Raw genomic sequence first — 18,518 nt, 5'->3', positions numbered from 1 at the left:
AGCATTTTTACCGCTAGGAAGACAGGTTCCATCGCCAGTAAATGCTCTAGATCTTCGCACATATGTTATGCGGCGAGTCCAGATAAGTGGTTGATATCAGATTGTGAGTTTCCCTCACAGCGAAAAATAACTGTGAGGTTGATCATAAAAGCGTGCAATCCTATCACGTTAAGATTACAAAATGCAGCAGAAATCTTACTCATTTTATTTACAGAATGGATGATTCATTTAGGGGCTTTTGTGATTAAACCTAAACGGATGAGCGTACTGCTGCGTGTTAAGTCATCGCCCACCAGCAATTTCTGTAAATGAGCCAGTAACATAAGAAGCCTCATCAGACAGTAACCATGCAATTGCATTGGCCACTTCTTCTGGCGTACCACCTCTTTGTAAAGGCAAAGAAGAAGCGAGACGATCAACGCGACCGGGTTCACCACCATCGGCATGAATCTCTGTGTGAATGAGCCCAGGACGAACGGCGTTAACGCGGATATTCTGAGCCGCAACCTCTAAAGAAAGCCCTTTGGTTAACGAATCGACCGCGCCCTTAGAGGCGGCATAATCCACATACTCAAACGGGGCTCCCAGCCTTGATGCCGCGGAAGAGACATTAACAATAGCACCACCTCCAATCATGCGTTTCACCGCTTCTCTACAACATAAGAAGCAGCTGGTGGCGTTGGCTGCCATTACTTTGTTAAAGCGTTCAAGATCCATATCCACTAGGCGGGACTGGGTGAATAGGATTCCGGCGTTGTTGACTAAGTGAGTGAGCGTTCCGAACTCTTTTTCTGCAGTATCAAACAAGCGAATAACGTCGGCTTCAACGGAGACATCAGCAGCAACAGCAATCGCCTTGCCTCCCTCCTTTTCAATCAGCTTAACTGTTTCGATAGCTTCATCTTGGCGCGTTCGATAATTAACACATACCCGATAGCCTTTTGAAGCCAATAGGAGAGAGGTAGCTCTTCCGATACCACGGCTTCCACCTGTAACGATCACAACCTTGTTCATAAGTATTCCTTAGGGGGTAAGCTATCAAGAGGGTTTTTGCAGCAAATCTTTCGTCATGAATTCGCTGTTTGGATCTGGCTGGTAATCAGCAAAAGGTGCGCAGTAGACAAATCCATTCTTCTCATACAGGGTTCGGGCGGGTTTAAAAAAATCCATAGAGCCTGTTTCCAAACTGATCTTTTCGTATTTTCGGTCTTCTGCCACAGAAAGCAAATGTTGTAATAAGTTTGAAGCTACACCTTGATTTCGAGCTGTTTTAGCGGTACGCATAGACTTCAATTCCGCATGGGATGAATCAAGTTGTTTTAAGGCTGCACAGCCAAGAAGTTCGCCGTTGTCCCATGCCGACCAAAACGTAATCTCGGGTTTTTTTAATGCGACTAGATCTAAGGCGTGGACACTTTCTGGAGGAGACGTTGCGTACATATCATCTAAGTGCTCATTGAGAAGAGCGACGATTTCCTTGCCGTCTAATTTATCGATTTTGATTTCCATATCTTCTTGTTTCTTCTTTCTAAATGATAATGAACACTATCAAATATGCCTTTAGATGAGCAAGAAAAATGAGCCCACCAAAGGGAATGGAGAGCTCATTAGGAATGAGACGACTTGCTGCTGTGATTATTCGATATCACGATTGAGGAATGAAGCTCATGATTCTGACATCGTTTAACTGAGTGTTGCTCGATACTGCTAAACTCGCATGGCGAATAGGCGACCGGATCAAATAACTCCACCATTGCTGAGTCTGCTTGGTATAGGTAATGAGTGAGTCGTTGTTGATACTATCTGTATTTAAACCGTCTGTACTTAAACCATCTGTACCTATTAAGCCATCTGTATTTAGGTCGTCAGAGTTAAGGCACAAGTGACGACAGCCATGAATTAGCCCTTCGCCAGTTGCTTTTAACAGTGACTCTTTTAGTGCCCACAAATGGTAAAACTGCGTGGCATTCTCAACAACTTCGTTTTCGTGTAAAACACTCCTAGCTCTTCGTTTCCATTTAGATGCATGGTTGTGAACAGCAATATCGAGACCTATTTCAGTTTTAGACGTAACGGCAACCACTATTACACCTTGGCTGTGCGACGTATTAAATTGTAGAGATTCCTTATCCAAGTAAGGCTTTCCGAATGTTTTCTTCAAGACAACATGTTGGCTCGGCTCTCTATTGATATACATGCTTAGTACATGGCGCTGAAATAACTTACTGGCAGCGAATTGCCACCGGGCTATTTCTGGCTTCAATTGAAATTGCGTGCGCTCAGACTTTGACAGGTCATTAAGTTTTGATAGTGTCCAATTTTTGCAAGGAATCCACAACCAAACGTCGACAGAGTTTGGCTGTGGCGTTGCCATATGGTGAGTGTTTGACCCCATGGCTATGCAGTTTTGGTCGTTTGAGTAAATCCACCATCTAAGACGATATTCTGACCGTTACTCAGTCGCTGATATCTTGCAAGGCTAACGGCCAATTCAGCGACTTCATTGGGTTGAGCAAACCGCTTTAGTGGAATGCGATCAAATGCGCCTGGTTGTTTATACCAAGGTGCCTTTTTTATCATCTCTGTGGCGACCGGCCCTGGGGAAATCGCATAAGTTGTTAAGGATTGGAGATCGGTGGGTGGAGTACTGGCAAGTTGCTTTGTCCATTCAATCAACATTGCCTTAGCAACGGCGTAAGCACCTTGACCCGCTCTTGGTCGTACACCGGAGATGCTAGCCATATTGATAACGCAAGGCGCATCCGATTTTTTAAGTAATGGGATGCATCGCGTAAACATGTCTTGAGCAGAATAGAAATTGGTTTGAAGTACCGATTGCCAGTCTTCCATTGATGTTTGGGGGATGAGGTTATCTCGAAGTATTCCAGCGTTATTCACCAGAACATCGAGTTTATCTATTGATCCAAGAGCCTTCAGTGTTTGCACTTCGTTATTGATATCAAAAATAATGGGAAGAACAACAGCGCCATCGGCTTGCAGTGAAGCAATTCGCGATTCTATTTCTGGTGTCAGCGTTCTGACATTTAGGTATACCGCGTAATCACATTGAGAAAACTGCTGCGCGATGGCCATTCCGATCCCTTGCCCTGCGCCTGTAATTAATACCGTTTTCATTTTATGTCCTTAATCCTACAATAATTGATCGTTTTCAACATTCCATTGCACAGACTGCGCGGTTAGGTATTCGCAGCCTTTAAGTTCAAGTAATTGAAAATAGGTGTTTGTGTCCATTGCCTTGTCGCTACTGATGAAGTTGATTCGAACTTTCTTTCCTGTAAGCTCCATCGCTGCAATTTGGCAGAGCGTTTGAGCACCTTTTTGAATGATGGTGTTTTCGCTCTGTTCCCAATGAACCCATACTTGGCAACCGCGTTTTCGCATTAAAGGGCGATAGAGCTTGTGGAAAATTTGGAACAACTCATTCAACGCATATGCGTCGCTTTTTCCTTGGTGGCTCAATACTATCGGCTGTTTTGTTTCGGTTAGCGTTTTACCTATTTCATCGGGTAGATCTTGTTCGGCTGAGATAGGAAACCTTTGTAATTGCTGCTCAGCATTAGTGACGTACAAACAAAATGGATTAATCATATTGGGACTCCAGAAACGCGCGAATGGTTTGGTTTACGATCGAGTGCGCCTCGATATTCGCGGCATGTGTGTCTAGCGGTAGGCAAGCCCACTCGAACGTAGAATTCGAATCGATGAGCGCTTTTTGTAGCTTGGGTGGGCAAATAAAATCGCCCTCAGTTCCTACCAATAATGCGGGTATTGTTAGTGGCAGTGGCTCGACATTCGAGCGATCACCGATCGCGTTTAAAAAAGCAATGACCGAGTGCCTGTTGTGGTTGTATTCGACATATCGCTGGACAACTAGCGTTTGAAAGTCCTCTAATTGTTCCAAGTAATCGTCGCTAAAAAACCAAGAGTATGTCCCTTGGAATATGGTGGCGAGCGGCACATCGGTTTCCAGCATGTGCTTAACGCTTGCCATCATTTTTTTACCTTTCATCGATATGTCGATTGCCGAGTTCACCATGACCAATTGGCTAATAAGGTGTGGATTTCGTTTCGCCAATTCCAGTGACAATATTCCGCCAAATGAATATCCGACTAACGTGATGTTCGGCAGTTGTAACTCTTTAAGTAACCCTGCGATTGCATCGCACAATTGATCGTATGAGAATTCTGCAAATACGCGCGACTCACCGCATCCCGGGTAATCTATAAACACTTGCTTGTGCTCTTTCTTAAAAAAAGGAAAACGACTCTGTTTGATCCAAGATGGTTCCCCGTGAAAAATACCATTTAGGAAAACCAGCGTACTTTGTGCATTCTGGTTACCTTTGACTGCATAGCTAAGCTCAAATTCGGGGGTGGTGTACTTCACAAGATTACCTCTTCATGTCGATATTGCTTGAAATCTTCTAGGAGGTTACGAGCTTCAAAATGTTTATGAGGAGCGCGGCGCAGTGTCACACTTGAGAGCCAAGCAACGTGCTCGCCATTCTCTTTTGTTACGCAAAATCGCGATTGCTGGTCTTTGTCATCGATGTGATTAATAAAGCCACGCATCGTGTAGTCTGTGTCGGCAGAGAAAGGCGCTGGGAAATACGCATCTTCCATTCGCACTGGGAGTTTGGCGTGGAATTGAGGTTTGGTTGTGCTTTCAATTTGGATGCAATTAAGAACGGAGAGCTGTAAAACAGAATCGAAAGCTAAAGGCGACAGCCAGAATCGCAGACCGGGCTGGATGGATTGCCAGTTTTCCAACTGCGCCAAATTGAACTTTCCTGCAATACCTTCCAGCTTATCGTCTAGATAGATATCCCCCGTTATCGTTTGAAACAATGGTCCATGAGTTGGGTGGAATGTTTGGTAGTAAAGCGATTGAGGCAATTTCAGTGGATTTAGAGCTTTTGGTTTATCGCTTTGATGGCCGATCACATGCTGGCTTCGAACGTCAATGGTAGCCGTTGCGACGACACAATCTTTACGAATTACTTTCCCGTTTTTGTTGGTTAAGTCCATCGTTAAACTGAGTTCGAATTTTCCTACGCTGTTCCTGAAGCAATCCACGGTAAGTGATTGAGTCTTTCCGAAAGGAATCGCAATACCGCGAAGTTGTTCCACCTTTTCGATATGCAGCGGAAAAGGGTTGTCAACTTCGGCGCAGTGCGCAGCTGTTTGTACAAGCAGCTCTGTTGTATACGCGAATGGAAATAGGCATAGGTGATTAAACACATGGTGTTTTAAAGCCACCATTTTATTGGGGTCGATGGTGACGTTGAGTTGTACTCCATCTTCCGTTTTTTGGATGGAATCTGCCCAATGAATGAAAAAAGGCGTTGAAGTCGTCATTAGTTGCGTTTCTCCTGCAATTGGTAGTTCTTGAATTCCACAATCAGGCTCATGTCTGAGCTATTCCACACCGTAACGTTAACGTGACCGTCATCCTTTCCTCGGGAGACTTGTGTAATGAGGAGTGATTCTTTTACAGGACCATAAAATCTCATCGATTCAATATCGGCTGGCCAGGCAGGTCGATTGGTCAGGTAAGAATAAAAGACGAGGTACTGCACGCCGGAAATGGCACCATGAGCAGGCGTTGCAAAGGTGATATCGGCACTGCTGCCAAGGTAGTAATGCAGGCTGTCTTTAAGGTCGGAGTAACCGTCTAAGCAATATCCAGATGGGGACCATTCGTAGCAAAAATTCGTTGTGGCAAACAGCGAACCCATAATGGCGGCGGACTTCTTACGGAAGTTATGTAATACCGATATCTCGATGGGCTCTACATCAGTCGGTTTATTGTGAGTAGGAACGTTATCTCGCGTGAATTCTAGTGTCGCAGTGAGGGCGAGTACGTCTGCTCGAATAACACTTCCGCCTTTAGAGAGTTTGTCGCACCCAATCGATAAATTGTAAACGTCTTCTTGCTTGCTCCATTCGATGTACAGTTTGTTATCGATGTTCTCTTGAACTTGGATAAAGCGCCTAGATTTGATGTTACACAGTGAGAAGCTTTGAATGTCGAGTTTCCCGTTTTCAAATTCTTCAATAAACGGGCTTTGTTGTAACAGCGCAACCGCGTATTCCAGCAAGAAAACCGTTGGGATAACTACCTCTCCGTTGATTTTGTGTGAATACAAATAGCGATGTTCGGTCAAACTGATGTTCAGAATGCTGCGCAGTGTTTGATTCTCAAAATCTTGAGATTCAAGGTTATTTTGTATCAGGCTAGAGGTCATTGTGATTCTCCAAATTTAGAAAATATGACCGTGGCATTTTGGCCACCAAAGCCGAAGTTATTCGACATCGCGTGGCGAACTTCCAGCTCTCTTTTACCTTCCGCGACATAATCCAGATCAAGTTCTGGGTCGGGCGTTTGGTAGTTACGAGTGCCATGTATCACGCCATCGCGCATGGCGTTTATACACGCGATGGCCTCTAATGCGCCAGCTGCCATTATTCCGTGTCCAATCATGGATTTAGTTGAAGAGACAGGAACATTATAAGCATGCTCACCAAACACCTTTTTAATCGCATTGGTTTCTGTTTTGTCGTTCATTTTGGTAGAAGTGCCGTGAGCGTTGATATAGTCAATTTGCTCAGGTTTTAGCCCAGCAGTATCCAATGCGCCTGCTAGAGTCCAGCACGCCGCCCTTCCTTCCGGGTCTGGGTCTGTAGCACGATACCCATCAGTGTAAGAACCGTAGCCAGTCACTTCCGCTAAAATGTTCGCGCCTCGTTTTTGTGCTGACTCTAGCTCTTCTAGGATGAGCACCCCACAACCACCCCCCATAACAAAACCGCTTCGTTCGGCGTCGAAAGGCCGGCAAGCGGTATCTGTGTCTGGATTGGTCGTGAGCGCGCCAATACGAGTGAAGCCGATCATGGCATTTAGGTCGAAATCGTACGCTCCGCCAACAATGGCAGATGTCATTCGACCACGACGAATTTTCTCAAAGGCTTCGCCAATGGCATTGTTACCGGAAGCGCAGGCGGTCCCGACGCTCAAGCTTGGACCTGTAAGGTCGTAATAGCGTGAGGTAAAATGATTAATGCTGTCGGTATCATCGACTTGCGTTCGAGCCGTAAGAGCAGGGCATTGTCTGAGCTCTCTTAGCCAGGCTTCAAGATCGACCTCACCGTTGCTGGTGGCTTTTGCAAAAGTGGGTAAATAAATATCGACATCCATTGTCGCGCTATAGGGGCGGTCAGCGATCATACAAGCGGTGTCTTGATAGTTCGGGTCTGAGAAATCAATACCCGATTGAATGACGGCTTCTTCAATAGCAAGGAAGAATTTTTTAATGGATGGATCCGCCGTGGAGATGGATGCTAATTTCTTGTTCGCAGCAATGTGCTTTTCCATTGAAGGCATCGTGGCTGCAATAGAGACGATATCACCGCTAACTGGCAGGTGGTTAATAGATCTGACGCCATTCTTACCAGCTAATAATGATTGCCATAATTTTTCCGACCCTGCGCCAAATGCGCTGACGGCTCCCATGCCGGTTACGACCACGCGTTTCATGATTCTGACTCCTTGTTTATCAATAAGCTGACTTCATTGCCGAGATAGTCAATGTGATGGCAAATGATCTGTTTGAGCGATGTATCTTTGCGTAAATGAGAAACGTAATTTAGACGATTATTCAACGGCTTACGTTCGGTGTTCAAAACAGGAGCAAGGTATTGGTGTTTTAACTGCAAACAGGCATAAAGTAACGAGCAACCTCCGGCAGCACCGTAGGCAAATCCGGTGTAGTCGTTCGAGCAAACAATCGGGACTTCACCACCAAATACATTAAATGCGGCTTGAGCTTCACATTCGTCTAGCTCTGGAATGCCAGAGAGAGTCAGTTGGATGGCATCGATGTTTGATGAATGGGTATTGGCTTTGTGTAACAGCTTTCTGAAGTTCGCTTCAATGGCAGCAATGGTGCTTTGTTTTGGTTGCTTAAAAAGCTTGGGTAAATAATTATTTTGATAAGCGGTGACTTCGCCATAATGTTCGAGACCACGCTGACTCGCAATGTCACCGTTTTCAATGACAAAACTTACCCCAGCTTCCGCAGATATAATGCCTTCATCGTTCAACGTTTTAGCGACAGGGTGTTTTTGTTCAAGCCTAAAAGTATGGTCGAGCGAGGCTTCTGATTCTGAAGCGCCAGCAAGGATACGGCTAGCACGTTCATCTTGAATGGCTTCCATCGCTTCACCTACCGCCATGACGGCTCCAGCCGGACCATTCACAATGCTGTAACTCATTCCACGTAGCCCATATTGAATAGACACTTGCCCGCCAGTCGTATTAGGTAGGCGAGGTAAAATCCATAGGGGAGGGAATTGTCGATAATGCTCCAAACCTAACGATTCATAGTTGATGGAAAGATCATCGTTCAAGCTCGCAAGATAAGGCGGTGTGCTGTTTTGAAATCCTTGGCAGAAAAAAGAGCCGTAGATGACACCACTGGTTTCTTCAAATTGCGCAAGTTGGTTGGCATCCAGCTGTGCATCGCTAAAAGCTAATGCCGCACTTGATATACCAAGCTTAACTTGCGGAGTCATCATGCGAATGGACTTTTTATCTTTGATGAAATCGCGTGGATTGAAATTGGGCACAGCACCAAGCGGATAGGGATAAGTGTCATCATATCGAATCCCAGTTTCGGCTTGCTGATGGCCTGCTAAATGTTCTTCTAGGGTTATTCCGAGCGAAGTAAACCCGCCCAGTCCGGTAATAACCGCAACAGGTGTTGGCATGAGTATTCCTTATTTTACGAGACTAACTAGCTCTGAGACGGAACAGAATCCTAGGCTAAATTTGAAAGGGATTAGCGTGTTCTGTGTCTGTCTCAGGTATCGAATTGCGTTCAAATATTAAAGTGGTGTTGGATCCTCCTATCCCACTTGAATTGTTCATGCAGTAACGAATAGGTTGGGAAATCGGGGACTTCCCAACCAAATTGATATCACATGAGGGATCGAGGTGATCGAGATTTGGATTAGCGTGCAATGTCTGGGAGATAAGGCTTTGGACACACATGATGGATTCAATTGCGCCGCTCGCTGCTAATGTATGCCCCAACATTGCTTTACTGCTGTTGACTAATGGACAGCGATTTTGAAAAACATCGTTAATCGCTTTCGATTCTTCTTTGTCGTTGGATAGCGTTGAAGTGCCGTGTGCGTTGATGTAGTCGATTTGATGTGGCTGTAGGTTCGCATCAGCAAGTGCACCACGCATCGCTTTCGCTTTTCCTTTCGGGCAGGGATCAGTCATCCTGAAAGCGTCCATTGACGAGGAGAAACCGACGACGCTAGCCAGTATTTTTGCACCCCTTTGAATCGCGTGTTCTCGCTTCTCAAGCACCAATGCCCCTGCGCCTTCTCCAAGCACAAAACCACCTCTTAGTTTGTCGAACGGCCGCATGGCGCGAATCGCATCGTCGCTTTTAGAGTGCATGTTGAGTTGACTAAACCCAGAAAGAAACGAGGGAGAAAGCCGGCTATCAGCACCGCCTGCAACCATAACCGTTGCCTCGCCAGAGCGAATCATATTGTAAGCTTGCCCAATAGCAAGGCTGGCGCTAGTGCATGCATTGACGATGGTGTTTCCATAGCCAGTGATCCCAGTCGCAACCGAAGATTGAGCAAGTACAATGTTTGGGTAGGTATCGAGAAACCACTTTGGATTTCGTGAAGCGGGAGGAGTGGGCTGATGCTCATCGCACAGCGAGACACCTGTTCCCACGATTATTCCTGAAGAGTGCCTCGGTAGTGACTGATGAGAATCGAACCCCGCACCTTCAAGTGCGCTAAGTACAGAATGACAGAACATTGAACTTATTCTGCCCATGTTTCTCAAGTTTTTTTTATTGATATTCCAACTTCCATAGAAGTTGGAAAAATCAAACGAGTCTTTGCAAGAAGCCAGCAGATGAACACCATGACCAGACAGCCAGTCTTGATGGCTGATTAGTTTAATTCCGGATTGGTTATCTAAAACTCGATTCCATACGCCCGGAACTGTGTTTCCTAATGATGTATATAAACCCATTCCAGTAATGACGACATCTGAAGGTTTCATATTATGCTGCCTGTTTTTGAGAAACGAAGTTTACTAAACTATCGACTTTGAAAAATACATCCGCCGACTGGCTATTTATAAACTCATTTATAACCGCATCGGAATAATGAGGGTAGTCACTTCTTAGCCGAGAAATTACCTCTTCGGAAACCTTTCCCTCTGAGTTTAAAAAACTCTCTTCTTGTAAAAATGCTGGGAATATATCTCCAGCCGATATTTTAAGTTGGTATTTTTGTTCGATTGAATAAATGATATCGACAAAATCTATTGACTCTGCAGCTAGGTCATCAACAAGGTTTGCCTGTTCCGTTACTTCTTCAGGTTCAACACCTAATACTTCTACTAGAATTTCACTTACTTCATTAAATAACATTGTATTTCCTTTTTACTATGTGTCTGGACATCTTTTAAAACTCTAACACGATTAAAAAACTCTTGTAAAACAATTATTTAGGTGTATAAATTTAAGTCGAGACTAGCCCTTCCTTTTACTAATGATAAAAAGAATTAGCACTGCGTCGCATTTTTATAAAAAATTTAAATAATTTTTATATCATTAAGGTTATTTCCTTTTGATCTTTCATTATTGATTTTTTTGTTATTTTTAAATATTAAAATTGATTAAATAGTTAATTAAAAATAGCGATTAATTTTTAATATAAGACAAGTTATGAAAAAATAGATTTAGACCAAAATAAGAAAAAAATAATTCACTTATTAATTTATAAATTGCAGGCAAGCGGTTGATAGTGAAATGTAATAAATTATATTGATACTGATTACTAATCCATTTTTGGCATCAATATGGGGCACTTAAATTTTCTATTCGCCTAGTTACAGATATACAGGCTTTATCTATTCTGAAGTACAATAAATACGTACTTCAAAAATAAATTGAATCATGAAGCTCGAGTATTGCTCAGATATACTGCGTTAGTAATCTAGATTTCAAGGCTGAAAATATACTTAAAATCGTATAATGATATGAACTCAATATGTTTCCCATGCATAAAGGACGAGAGTGTCTAGGCTCTGTTGACCCTACAGCCAATGTTTTCCTTGGCTTCGATGTGTAATTAGGCATAGTGCGTTATTACGGTCTAGAAGCCCATTCTTGCTACAACTACATCATTTACAAAGCAATCCTATGTGGTAACGACCAAGTATCCCCGATTAGACAGAAAAGTTCTGCATAGAGCGGTGCCAGCTGAAGGTCATGAATTTAGCTGCAAATATGCAATAAGTCGATACAGTAAAGAGAGGTTAGTTCCGTTTACAGTGCATTTGGGTTCAAATGAAGGATCATTATCACACTTTATAAGACTGTATGAAGAGCAAGAAAGGCAAATCAAAAAAGCCAGTTCAATGATGAACTGGCTCTAAATAAATGAACGGGTGGGTTCTGTCGTATTAATCGACGATAAGGTTGTACTGGCTACGAAGAACGTTAATGATTTCTTGCTTAGGATTGTCGCTCAGGACGATTTCTTTACCAGTGATTTTTTCAGCGATGCCGATGTAAGTTTTGGAGATATCCATAAGAGCAGACTCTGGTAGGTCGTTGTTCTCAGCAAGAGCAAAACGCTCATCCATACGTTCTTTGTTCAGTAGGATGTCGGGTTCGGGGAAATAGTTTAGTAAGAACTGTCGGAAGCCTTCTTTTGAATTTTCGACAATCCGACCTTTACTGTATTCCGCTTCATCCCAAATGCGTGACGAATCAGGTGTTCCCACTTCGTCCATGTAAATCAGTTTCTCTGTACCAGATGCATCGGTGACGTAACCAAACTCAAATTTGGTATCAACAAAAATTTGATCAACACCCGCTAGTGCTTTGCTGATTACTTCAAATCCCTCTTTCAGGAGGTTCTCGTAATGGGGAATGTCTTCTGCTTTTGTAAAATTGAAGGCTTCGTAGTTATCTTCGATGTTCTTTCGAGTGATATTGACATCGTCGGCTTCAGGGACACCTGGGATACCCTTCAAGATTCCTTTTGTAGATGGTGTCATGAGCAGTTCTGGAAGGGCTTTGTCTTTTTCTAGGTTCTCAGGTAGCTCTATGCCACAGAATTCGCGTTCACCATTTGCATAGGCGCGCCACATTGAGCCAGTAATGTACTTACGACAAATGGCCTCAATCATAACGGGTTTTGCTTTTTGTACGATCCAAACAAATGGGTGAGGAATATCGAGAATATGACTGTCGGCCAAGCCGTTATCTTTGAATAACTTGAACCAATGATTGGAGATGGCGTTTAATGCGGCACCTTTTCCAGGTACGCCTTTTAATCCGCCTTCACCGTGCCAAATGCAGTCAAAAGCTGAAATTCTGTCGCTAATAACCATAATTGCCAAAGGTGCGTCTGGTGAAACGTCATACCCTTTTTCTTTGATCAGTCTTTGGCTGTCTTCTTCTGTTAGCCAGTAAACCGAACGAACTTTACCGCTATGAACGGGTTTGTTAGTACGAATTGGGAGATCATCATTAACGGCAAGTACTTGATCAGCTAAGCTCATTGCGACATTCCTATCTAATTTCAAACGTCAAAGAGGGCACAAAGAGTCAGTTTGGTTTGCTCTAAAAGATTTTGAAAGCCCGAATAAATGACAGCCGCTACTGTGCCGTCGTTGCTATACGAGAAGAGCCCAAACTAACCTCAGAGTGGTAATGCCAACTCCGAAAAGTGCAGATGTTGCGCATGATACCAGAACTTTTTTACTGTTCCAGACAAAAAGCAAACGTTTGCTAGTGAAAAGACCTGTATGCCTATTTTGGCAGCGCAGAATCGTTCTGCTGGGCTTCGGAGCAGATTTGTTCCACCTGTTTTAAAAAGAAGAAAAGCCCCAGAATGGGGCTAGCAGTGGAATATGAACAGTATGGATAGTTTCACTAGAAGTGGGAATGAAGGATAGATAGACCCACCTCCTGTTAGATAGTTAGTGTACTAATGAACCTTCTACAGGAAAAAGCTCCGACGCATCGTGCGTGAAAAGTAAGGTGCAATTTAATTGAGCTGCTCGTTGTAGCAAGTGTTTCTGATCGATGGCAGAGATACTCTTGCTCGCAATCACAGCACTGGCATTACCTGATTGAAGTGCCTTTAATACCACTTCCTTCTCGGTCATCTTTCTTGATGGCATCATTTGAAGCAAATGTTTAGCGTTAATCTGATAGCGCTTTAATGTCGATGCTCGTGGTTTTGGGCATTCGTTCGTTAACAGTACCCACTTTGAACCTTGCGAGAGCTTTGCAAGTTCAGCACATCGATCAACGTTAGATCCGGATTCGGTAGAACTTTTGTCAAAAGTCGACGCATTAAAACGGTTATTTGAAGTGTGTTGATTTCGTTTGGCACGCTGTAAGTCATACATGGTTACTGTTTCCTTATACATACTGTATGGATAAACAGTAATGTTGTTTTGGTTATTTAGCAAGCATGTTTTAATTTTTTTTTGATTTTATTTTTCGAAATAAATTTAACTGGTTGATATTTAAACAATATTTAGAAAGAACTGATACTGTTTAAATAAACAGATTAGGGGGTGGTTGTGATGGTGTCTCTGTACTCTATACAGTGTTGTACAGTAGTGACGATTTTTTGATTTGAAGCATTGGCAAGCAAAAATGAAAAAAGCGCCATATAAAGGTAACACCGATCAGTTAAGCATTTGATCGGTTGAACGATCCTACAGATGGTTAACAATACCCTCAGAACTTTACGAACTGAGGGTATTTTTATGTTGGCGCACTGGCTCATTGATGTTGATGATTATGCCGCTCCAGAATCTCTAGCTTTGTTTCAAAAAGAGCTGCCTCTTGAATGGATAGAGCAGGCGCTCGACGTGACCAATAAAGCCAGTTTGAGGCGAAGAAAGCTGCCTGCTGAGCTCGTTGTTTGGTTACTTGTCGGTATCGGTTTATATAGAGACAGACCGATTACGGATGTCCTAGACAAATTAGACCTGAAGCTTTCTAACTCTTTGGGAGAGTCCATTGCTCCTAGTGCGATCCCTCAAGCTAGAAAACGCTTAACCGCCAAACCATTGGAAGCTTTGTTTTCGTTGACTGCTCAGCATTGGACAAAATCGGAAGATAGTGAGGATAAGTGGTTTGGCTTGAGGCTATTTTCGGTTGATGGTACCCAATTTAGAACTCATGGTACCCATGCGCTTGCTAAGCATTATCAGTATGTGAAGCACAGTAAAACTCAACATACGGAATATCCCGTAGTTCGACTATGCGCGTTTTGCTCCCTTCGCAGTCGCTTACTCCATGATGTTGCTTTTGGTTCAAGTTCAATGGGTGAAGTGAGTTACGCCAAGAAGCTCATTTCTTCAACGAAACCAAACTCTCTCACAATTTTTGACCGATGTTATTTAAGTGCCGAGTTGATGCTCAATTGGCAACGCCAACACGGTTCCAGTCACTGGATGACCCCAATAAAATCAAATACGCAATATAAAATCATGGAACAGTTAGATGATGAAGGGCGTGATCTGATTGTCGAGATGGATGTGTCAGCGCATGCACGAAAGCAAGATCCGAGTCTCCCCGAGAAGTGGTATGCGAGGCTGGCTTTGTACCCGGAATCAGAGCAACCTAACCATATTAAAGGTGTACTGACCTCTCTTACCGATAGGCAATATGACTTTCAGTCCTTACTGGATGTCTATTTTGAACGGTGGGAAGTAGAGAACAGTTATGGGGAAATAAAACATGACATGTTGGAAGATGAATTACTTCTTCGAAGTCAATCGGTAGAAGGTATAGAGCAAGAAGTTTGGGGGATATTGATTGCTTATAACTTGGTTCGCTTAGAGATAAGCCGTATCGCGAAAGAAGCAAAGGTGTCACCTTTACGGATAAGTTTTATGATGGCACTTCGAGATATCCAAGATGAACTCATGTGGTGCGCGATAGCTTCACCAGGTTCGGTTCCCAAAAAGCTGAGAGCGATGAGGGAGCGGGTAAAACGTTACATATTACCTAAACGAAAAAAACGGTCCAAACCAAGAACCGTTCGTATTAGTAAAACTCGTTACCCAGTACGCTCAAAACACCTTAAGTGATAGGTGTTACCATATAAAGGCGCTTTCTATACTGGTGTGTTAATGGAATTACTCTTCGCGTTGGTCTCTCAATTGTTGTTCAGCCAAATTAAACTGACGAACATCAAGCTTTGCCAAATCGTTGCATTTTTCGCAAGAATGATGATATTTACCATCGACATAATTATGGCGAGTTAGATAGCTTGGTCTTTTACACCAATCGCAAATTCCTTCAATTTCGAACACATTTCCCCCTATTCAAAACATCTCGGTCTTTACTCTCTAAGTGTGTTGACTCCGCCGCAAGGTACTCATTCACTCTATGGCATTTCAAAAGAGCTCATCAGAATTCCAAAAGAAATTCCTAAGGCGACATTACAAGAAGGAGCTCAATCTTGGTCAAACACATTCATTAATGGAGCTGTGTGTTCAGTGAGTAAAGACTCTGGGTACATATAAGCAGAAAATTATGACATATCGACAATTGAAATGTTAAGCAAAAGTTACATTTAATTAACATTTTGTTGCAAAATGAGCTTTAGCGCTGTGTTCAACCGTCGCATCTCTTCATCACTGCCATTCGCGTCGGGATGATATACGCGGCAGAGCTTTTTGTAACGGTTCTTGATCACATCTTTTTTAGGCAAACGTTTGGGGTTAAATCCGAACACCGCACATGCGATATGAAACTTCTGATCTTTGGTGGCAGACTTGAGTTCTTCCAGCATTCCGTTTTGTTTTAGAATTTGTTTATGTGCTTTCTCTAGCTCTCTTCTGAGTTTCTTGGATTGCTGTGATTGGTCCGAAACCTTGCTTTCTAATGCCGCATTTTTGTTATTTCTTCGGCTCTTGCCGACAAGTATCATAGCAACGAGCGTTAGCACGAACAGAGCGAAGCCTGCTGAGCCGTATATGATCTCTTTTTCGTATTTGGTTAGATACCAATCCAAGTCTTTTTTAATGGGGGTCGGTGGTGCGTTTTGTGCTTTCTGTGATTCGGAGGAGACTCGCTCTTCGTGCGTCTTGTCTAATTGATCAAATTGACCAAGTTGCGCTGCTTTTCTGTGATTGAATTGATTTTCCAGAACGCGGTTGTACGCGTTCTCCGCTTGATGGCTGTTGTTTTCTAGCGCCACTCGGTACCACACTTCTGCGGTCTCTAAATCACCAATGTTCTTTGAATCACGATATAAGCGCTCATAAATGGCACCCAGCTTTAACTGAGCTCGCGCAAGCCCTTGAACGGCAGATTTGGTGTACCAATAGACTGCTTTATCTCGGTTTTCTTCAATAGCGAGCCCTGAGTCATACGCATTAGCGAGTTTGAGTTGAGCCAAAGGGTATCCGTTTTCGGCTGAATTCCTAAGCCATACAATGGCAGATTGAGGATCTTTGGGAACCCCATTGCCTTGAAAGAACGCTTGAGCCAAAGAGTACTGAGCAACCGGGTCTTGTTTGTTTGCTTTTGATTCCAATTCCTCAATAGAGGCAGCATTAGCTTTCGATAGCACAATGGAAAAGAAGACAGCGGTAATAAATAAAAAAGGTTTCATATAGCCAATTCGATAGAGATAAAAACAGCCCCAGAGGGGCTGATTTTATACCCAAGTCACCTCAAGATGCTAGGACATAACAATAAACGTAATACACCATTAAGTTTAGTTGAGCTTCTATCAATATGCTGGATTACATGGGCAGTATTTGAATCTCGACACGTCTATTGCAAGCGCGTCCTTGAATAGTCGCATTGTCGCAAATAGGATGACGCTCGCCATATCCTTTTGCGTCGATTCTTCCAGATTTGATTGATTGCCCAATAAGATAGGATTCGACTTGCATGGCACGCTGTTCGGATAATACTTGATTAGTCGTATCATTACCGGAGCTATCAGTATGGCCATTAACGACAAGTTTAGTTTCAGGGTAGCGTGCGATAACAGCGGCAACCCCGTTTAATGTTTGGTGAATTGAACTGTCTAGTGCAAAAGATCCAGATTGGAAACCGATCCCGTTTTTCATGATAAGTAATAGTTGGTTTTCGTCGAGTCGTTGGACTTGTACGCCTGAATTGACCAATGTGTTGTGGAGCTCAGCTTCTTGCTTATCGAAATAATAGCCGACCCCACCGCCAACAGCAGCACCGCCCAGCGCCCCATATAACGCTCGCCTTTGTCTGTCTTTACTGTCGTCACCCGTGATGGCACCAGCAGCAGCGCCAGCCAATGCACCGAGGATGACACCTTTCGTTGCGGAATTAGTTTCAGGTTGACCTGTTGTCGCATTGTGACGCTGTGTTGCTTGGCAACCAGTTAAAGCGAAAGTGCCGAGCAGAAGATAGGATAGAAATTTCATAGATGCCTCACTTATGTATATCGTGCATCATACGTTATATTTCCAGTAATACAATATGATGTTCTGTTTGTGTTTATATACAAAAAACGCCCGACAGGGCGTTTATGGAATTCTGTGTGTTGAATTGGATATTTGTCGAATAAGTTACTTGAGGAGTTTGGGCGCCTGTCCACCTTCGACGGGGCGGTTAACGGATACGCGGCGACCTTTTTTCAAACCAACTTCGTAATCCGCAGTAATGTTCTTCATCGCTTCTTTTAATTGTTGTTTGAAGGTTTCACGATCAATGTTTTGGAATTCTTTGTCGATGTAATTATTGATTTTGTTGTTAGAGTCATCATCTGGCGCAATTTCGGGCAGCTTCTCTAAAGCACCTTCGATCCAACCAGAAAGAAAAGAAGAAACACGTCGCTGAACTTCTGCGCTGCTTGTACCAGAGCCAGCAAAGCCATTTCTAAATTGACCGGTTTGCTCATTCATTTCACGATAAATGATATCGAAGGCGAACGCAGCAAAAATAGCTCTGTCGGCTTCACCTATAAACTCTAACTTCTTGAGACCTTTGTGGTTAAGCAAAACAGCTTCAACACCAAACTTAGTGTTAATCCCCCTAATAATCCTAAGCAGAGTAGAAGAAACACTAGCGGGTAGCAGGTGGCTAGACTGTGTTTTTCCCATCTTGATAAATTCGATATCGTCTTTATCAAGCCCGTATTTGAGCATTAAGCTATGCGCCATTTTAATAGCGTTAGCAGCTTCGTTTACGTTAGCAGAGTTACCTAGCTCCAAACATTTGGCAATTTTCTTTAGGGCTTTTTTTTTGTCCATGTCCACAGCAAGTCAATTTGAAAAGTCGACCATTTTACCGTGTTAGAAAGGAGAGGGGAAGAGGTATGCACCATAGATGATGAAAACGCCACAGTAGGTTTACCGTGGCGTTTGAAAGTTTAAATGCTCAAGCAACTTAACGCATTGAAATTAGCCTGTTGTACTAACTTGA

Annotated in this window: 19 protein-coding genes; 2 read left to right on the top strand and 17 right to left on the bottom strand. The window is 43.3% G+C overall.

From position 1 onward, the window contains the following. Positions 1–282: 282 nt before the first annotated feature. The 14 genes from LDO37_RS10845 to LDO37_RS10780 form a co-directional block, all read right to left on the bottom strand. Positions 283–1,014 carry a glucose 1-dehydrogenase gene (locus tag LDO37_RS10845; RefSeq protein ID WP_126608870.1) on the bottom strand — a complete coding sequence of 244 codons (732 nt, stop codon included), beginning with the start codon at positions 1,012–1,014 and terminating at the stop codon, positions 283–285. A gap of 24 nt (positions 1,015–1,038) precedes the next feature. Next, positions 1,039–1,509 carry a GNAT family N-acetyltransferase gene (locus LDO37_RS10840; protein WP_126608871.1) on the bottom strand — a complete coding sequence of 157 codons (471 nt, stop codon included), beginning with the start codon at positions 1,507–1,509 and terminating at the stop codon, positions 1,039–1,041. A gap of 136 nt (positions 1,510–1,645) precedes the next feature. Continuing rightward, positions 1,646–2,395: a 4'-phosphopantetheinyl transferase family protein gene (locus LDO37_RS10835; RefSeq protein ID WP_126608872.1), complete on the bottom strand. Its 750-nt coding sequence runs from the start codon at positions 2,393–2,395 to the stop codon at positions 1,646–1,648. Positions 2,396–2,397: 2 nt separating this feature from the next. Further along, on the bottom strand, positions 2,398–3,135 hold the full coding sequence (locus tag LDO37_RS10830) for an SDR family NAD(P)-dependent oxidoreductase (protein WP_126608873.1): 738 nt from the start codon (positions 3,133–3,135) through the stop codon (positions 2,398–2,400). Between the two features lie 15 nt (positions 3,136–3,150). Then, entirely contained in the window at positions 3,151–3,609 is a 459-nt protein-coding gene (locus LDO37_RS10825) for a hypothetical protein (protein ID WP_126608874.1), read from the bottom strand. Continuing rightward, positions 3,602–4,408 carry an alpha/beta fold hydrolase gene (locus LDO37_RS10820; RefSeq protein ID WP_126608875.1) on the bottom strand — a complete coding sequence of 269 codons (807 nt, stop codon included), beginning with the start codon at positions 4,406–4,408 and terminating at the stop codon, positions 3,602–3,604. The genes LDO37_RS10825 and LDO37_RS10820 overlap by 8 nt, the downstream gene beginning before the upstream one ends. Then, positions 4,405–5,379, bottom strand: a complete 975-nt coding sequence (locus tag LDO37_RS10815) for a polyketide synthase dehydratase domain-containing protein (protein WP_126608876.1) — start codon at positions 5,377–5,379, stop codon at positions 4,405–4,407. The genes LDO37_RS10820 and LDO37_RS10815 overlap by 4 nt, the downstream gene beginning before the upstream one ends. Then, positions 5,379–6,269 carry a hypothetical protein gene (locus tag LDO37_RS10810; RefSeq protein WP_126608877.1) on the bottom strand — a complete coding sequence of 297 codons (891 nt, stop codon included), beginning with the start codon at positions 6,267–6,269 and terminating at the stop codon, positions 5,379–5,381. The genes LDO37_RS10815 and LDO37_RS10810 overlap by 1 nt, the downstream gene beginning before the upstream one ends. Then, positions 6,266–7,558 (bottom strand): beta-ketoacyl-[acyl-carrier-protein] synthase family protein, encoded by a 1,293-nt coding sequence (locus tag LDO37_RS10805; RefSeq protein WP_126608878.1) that lies wholly within the window; start codon positions 7,556–7,558, stop codon positions 6,266–6,268. Before LDO37_RS10805 ends, LDO37_RS10810 begins: the two co-directional genes overlap by 4 nt. Beyond that, complete coding sequence (locus LDO37_RS10800; protein WP_126608879.1) at positions 7,555–8,790, bottom strand: beta-ketoacyl synthase N-terminal-like domain-containing protein; 1,236 nt, start codon at positions 8,788–8,790, stop codon at positions 7,555–7,557. Before LDO37_RS10800 ends, LDO37_RS10805 begins: the two co-directional genes overlap by 4 nt. A 55-nt stretch (positions 8,791–8,845) precedes the next feature. Continuing rightward, positions 8,846–10,117, bottom strand: coding sequence for a beta-ketoacyl-[acyl-carrier-protein] synthase family protein (locus tag LDO37_RS10795; protein ID WP_126608880.1), 1,272 nt, complete (start codon positions 10,115–10,117; stop codon positions 8,846–8,848). Between the two features lies 1 nt (position 10,118). Beyond that, positions 10,119–10,490, bottom strand: coding sequence for an acyl carrier protein (locus LDO37_RS10790; protein ID WP_224055194.1), 372 nt, complete (start codon positions 10,488–10,490; stop codon positions 10,119–10,121). Between the two features lie 1,037 nt (positions 10,491–11,527). Then, on the bottom strand, positions 11,528–12,634 hold the full coding sequence (locus tag LDO37_RS10785) for a phosphoribosylaminoimidazolesuccinocarboxamide synthase (protein ID WP_126607206.1): 1,107 nt from the start codon (positions 12,632–12,634) through the stop codon (positions 11,528–11,530). A gap of 420 nt (positions 12,635–13,054) precedes the next feature. Continuing rightward, complete coding sequence (locus LDO37_RS10780; RefSeq protein ID WP_126607207.1) at positions 13,055–13,489, bottom strand: hypothetical protein; 435 nt, start codon at positions 13,487–13,489, stop codon at positions 13,055–13,057. A 366-nt stretch (positions 13,490–13,855) separates the two neighbouring features. Here LDO37_RS10780 and LDO37_RS10775 point away from each other — a divergent pair, with 366 nt between their 5' ends. Then, the gene (locus LDO37_RS10775) at positions 13,856–15,187 is read left to right on the top strand and encodes an IS4 family transposase (protein ID WP_224056022.1); all 1,332 of its coding nucleotides are present in this window, start codon (positions 13,856–13,858) and stop codon (positions 15,185–15,187) included. A gap of 42 nt (positions 15,188–15,229) precedes the next feature. After that, entirely contained in the window at positions 15,230–15,364 is a 135-nt protein-coding gene (locus LDO37_RS30220) for a hypothetical protein (RefSeq protein ID WP_263422456.1), read from the top strand. Between the two features lie 311 nt (positions 15,365–15,675). Here the strand turns inward: LDO37_RS30220 and LDO37_RS10770 are convergent, their stop codons facing one another. The 3 genes from LDO37_RS10770 to LDO37_RS10760 form a co-directional block, all read right to left on the bottom strand. Further along, complete coding sequence (locus LDO37_RS10770; protein WP_126607228.1) at positions 15,676–16,719, bottom strand: J domain-containing protein; 1,044 nt, start codon at positions 16,717–16,719, stop codon at positions 15,676–15,678. 133 nt (positions 16,720–16,852) lie between these two features. Beyond that, positions 16,853–17,518, bottom strand: coding sequence for an OmpA family protein (locus LDO37_RS10765; RefSeq protein ID WP_126607229.1), 666 nt, complete (start codon positions 17,516–17,518; stop codon positions 16,853–16,855). A gap of 144 nt (positions 17,519–17,662) precedes the next feature. Beyond that, positions 17,663–18,346: a DUF2786 domain-containing protein gene (locus tag LDO37_RS10760; RefSeq protein ID WP_167404859.1), complete on the bottom strand. Its 684-nt coding sequence runs from the start codon at positions 18,344–18,346 to the stop codon at positions 17,663–17,665. Between the last annotated feature and the right edge of the window lie 172 nt (positions 18,347–18,518).

Origin of the sequence: Vibrio penaeicida (assembly GCF_019977755.1) — a bacterium.
Taxonomy (GTDB): domain Bacteria; phylum Pseudomonadota; class Gammaproteobacteria; order Enterobacterales; family Vibrionaceae; genus Vibrio; species Vibrio penaeicida.
Note: the sequence above shows the minus strand (reverse complement) of the source record. Positions and strands in the feature narration are given on the sequence as shown.

Coding starts and splice junctions, on each gene's coding strand:
- LDO37_RS10845 (WP_126608870.1), bottom strand. CDS start 1,014: ATGAACAAGGTTGTGATCGTTACAGGTGGAAGCCGTGGTATCGGAAGA.
- LDO37_RS10840 (WP_126608871.1), bottom strand. CDS start 1,509: ATGGAAATCAAAATCGATAAATTAGACGGCAAGGAAATCGTCGCTCTT.
- LDO37_RS10835 (WP_126608872.1), bottom strand. CDS start 2,395: ATGGGGTCAAACACTCACCATATGGCAACGCCACAGCCAAACTCTGTC.
- LDO37_RS10830 (WP_126608873.1), bottom strand. CDS start 3,135: ATGAAAACGGTATTAATTACAGGCGCAGGGCAAGGGATCGGAATGGCC.
- LDO37_RS10825 (WP_126608874.1), bottom strand. CDS start 3,609: ATGATTAATCCATTTTGTTTGTACGTCACTAATGCTGAGCAGCAATTA.
- LDO37_RS10815 (WP_126608876.1), bottom strand. CDS start 5,379: ATGACGACTTCAACGCCTTTTTTCATTCATTGGGCAGATTCCATCCAA.
- LDO37_RS10810 (WP_126608877.1), bottom strand. CDS start 6,269: ATGACCTCTAGCCTGATACAAAATAACCTTGAATCTCAAGATTTTGAG.
- LDO37_RS10805 (WP_126608878.1), bottom strand. CDS start 7,558: ATGAAACGCGTGGTCGTAACCGGCATGGGAGCCGTCAGCGCATTTGGC.
- LDO37_RS10800 (WP_126608879.1), bottom strand. CDS start 8,790: ATGCCAACACCTGTTGCGGTTATTACCGGACTGGGCGGGTTTACTTCG.
- LDO37_RS10795 (WP_126608880.1), bottom strand. CDS start 10,117: ATGAAACCTTCAGATGTCGTCATTACTGGAATGGGTTTATATACATCA.
- LDO37_RS10790 (WP_224055194.1), bottom strand. CDS start 10,490: ATGTTATTTAATGAAGTAAGTGAAATTCTAGTAGAAGTATTAGGTGTT.
- LDO37_RS10785 (WP_126607206.1), bottom strand. CDS start 12,634: ATGAGCTTAGCTGATCAAGTACTTGCCGTTAATGATGATCTCCCAATT.
- LDO37_RS10780 (WP_126607207.1), bottom strand. CDS start 13,489: ATGTATGACTTACAGCGTGCCAAACGAAATCAACACACTTCAAATAAC.
- LDO37_RS10775 (WP_224056022.1), top strand. CDS start 13,856: ATGTTGGCGCACTGGCTCATTGATGTTGATGATTATGCCGCTCCAGAA.
- LDO37_RS30220 (WP_263422456.1), top strand. CDS start 15,230: ATGGAATTACTCTTCGCGTTGGTCTCTCAATTGTTGTTCAGCCAAATT.
- LDO37_RS10770 (WP_126607228.1), bottom strand. CDS start 16,719: ATGAAACCTTTTTTATTTATTACCGCTGTCTTCTTTTCCATTGTGCTA.
- LDO37_RS10765 (WP_126607229.1), bottom strand. CDS start 17,518: ATGAAATTTCTATCCTATCTTCTGCTCGGCACTTTCGCTTTAACTGGT.
- LDO37_RS10760 (WP_167404859.1), bottom strand. CDS start 18,346: ATGGACAAAAAAAAAGCCCTAAAGAAAATTGCCAAATGTTTGGAGCTA.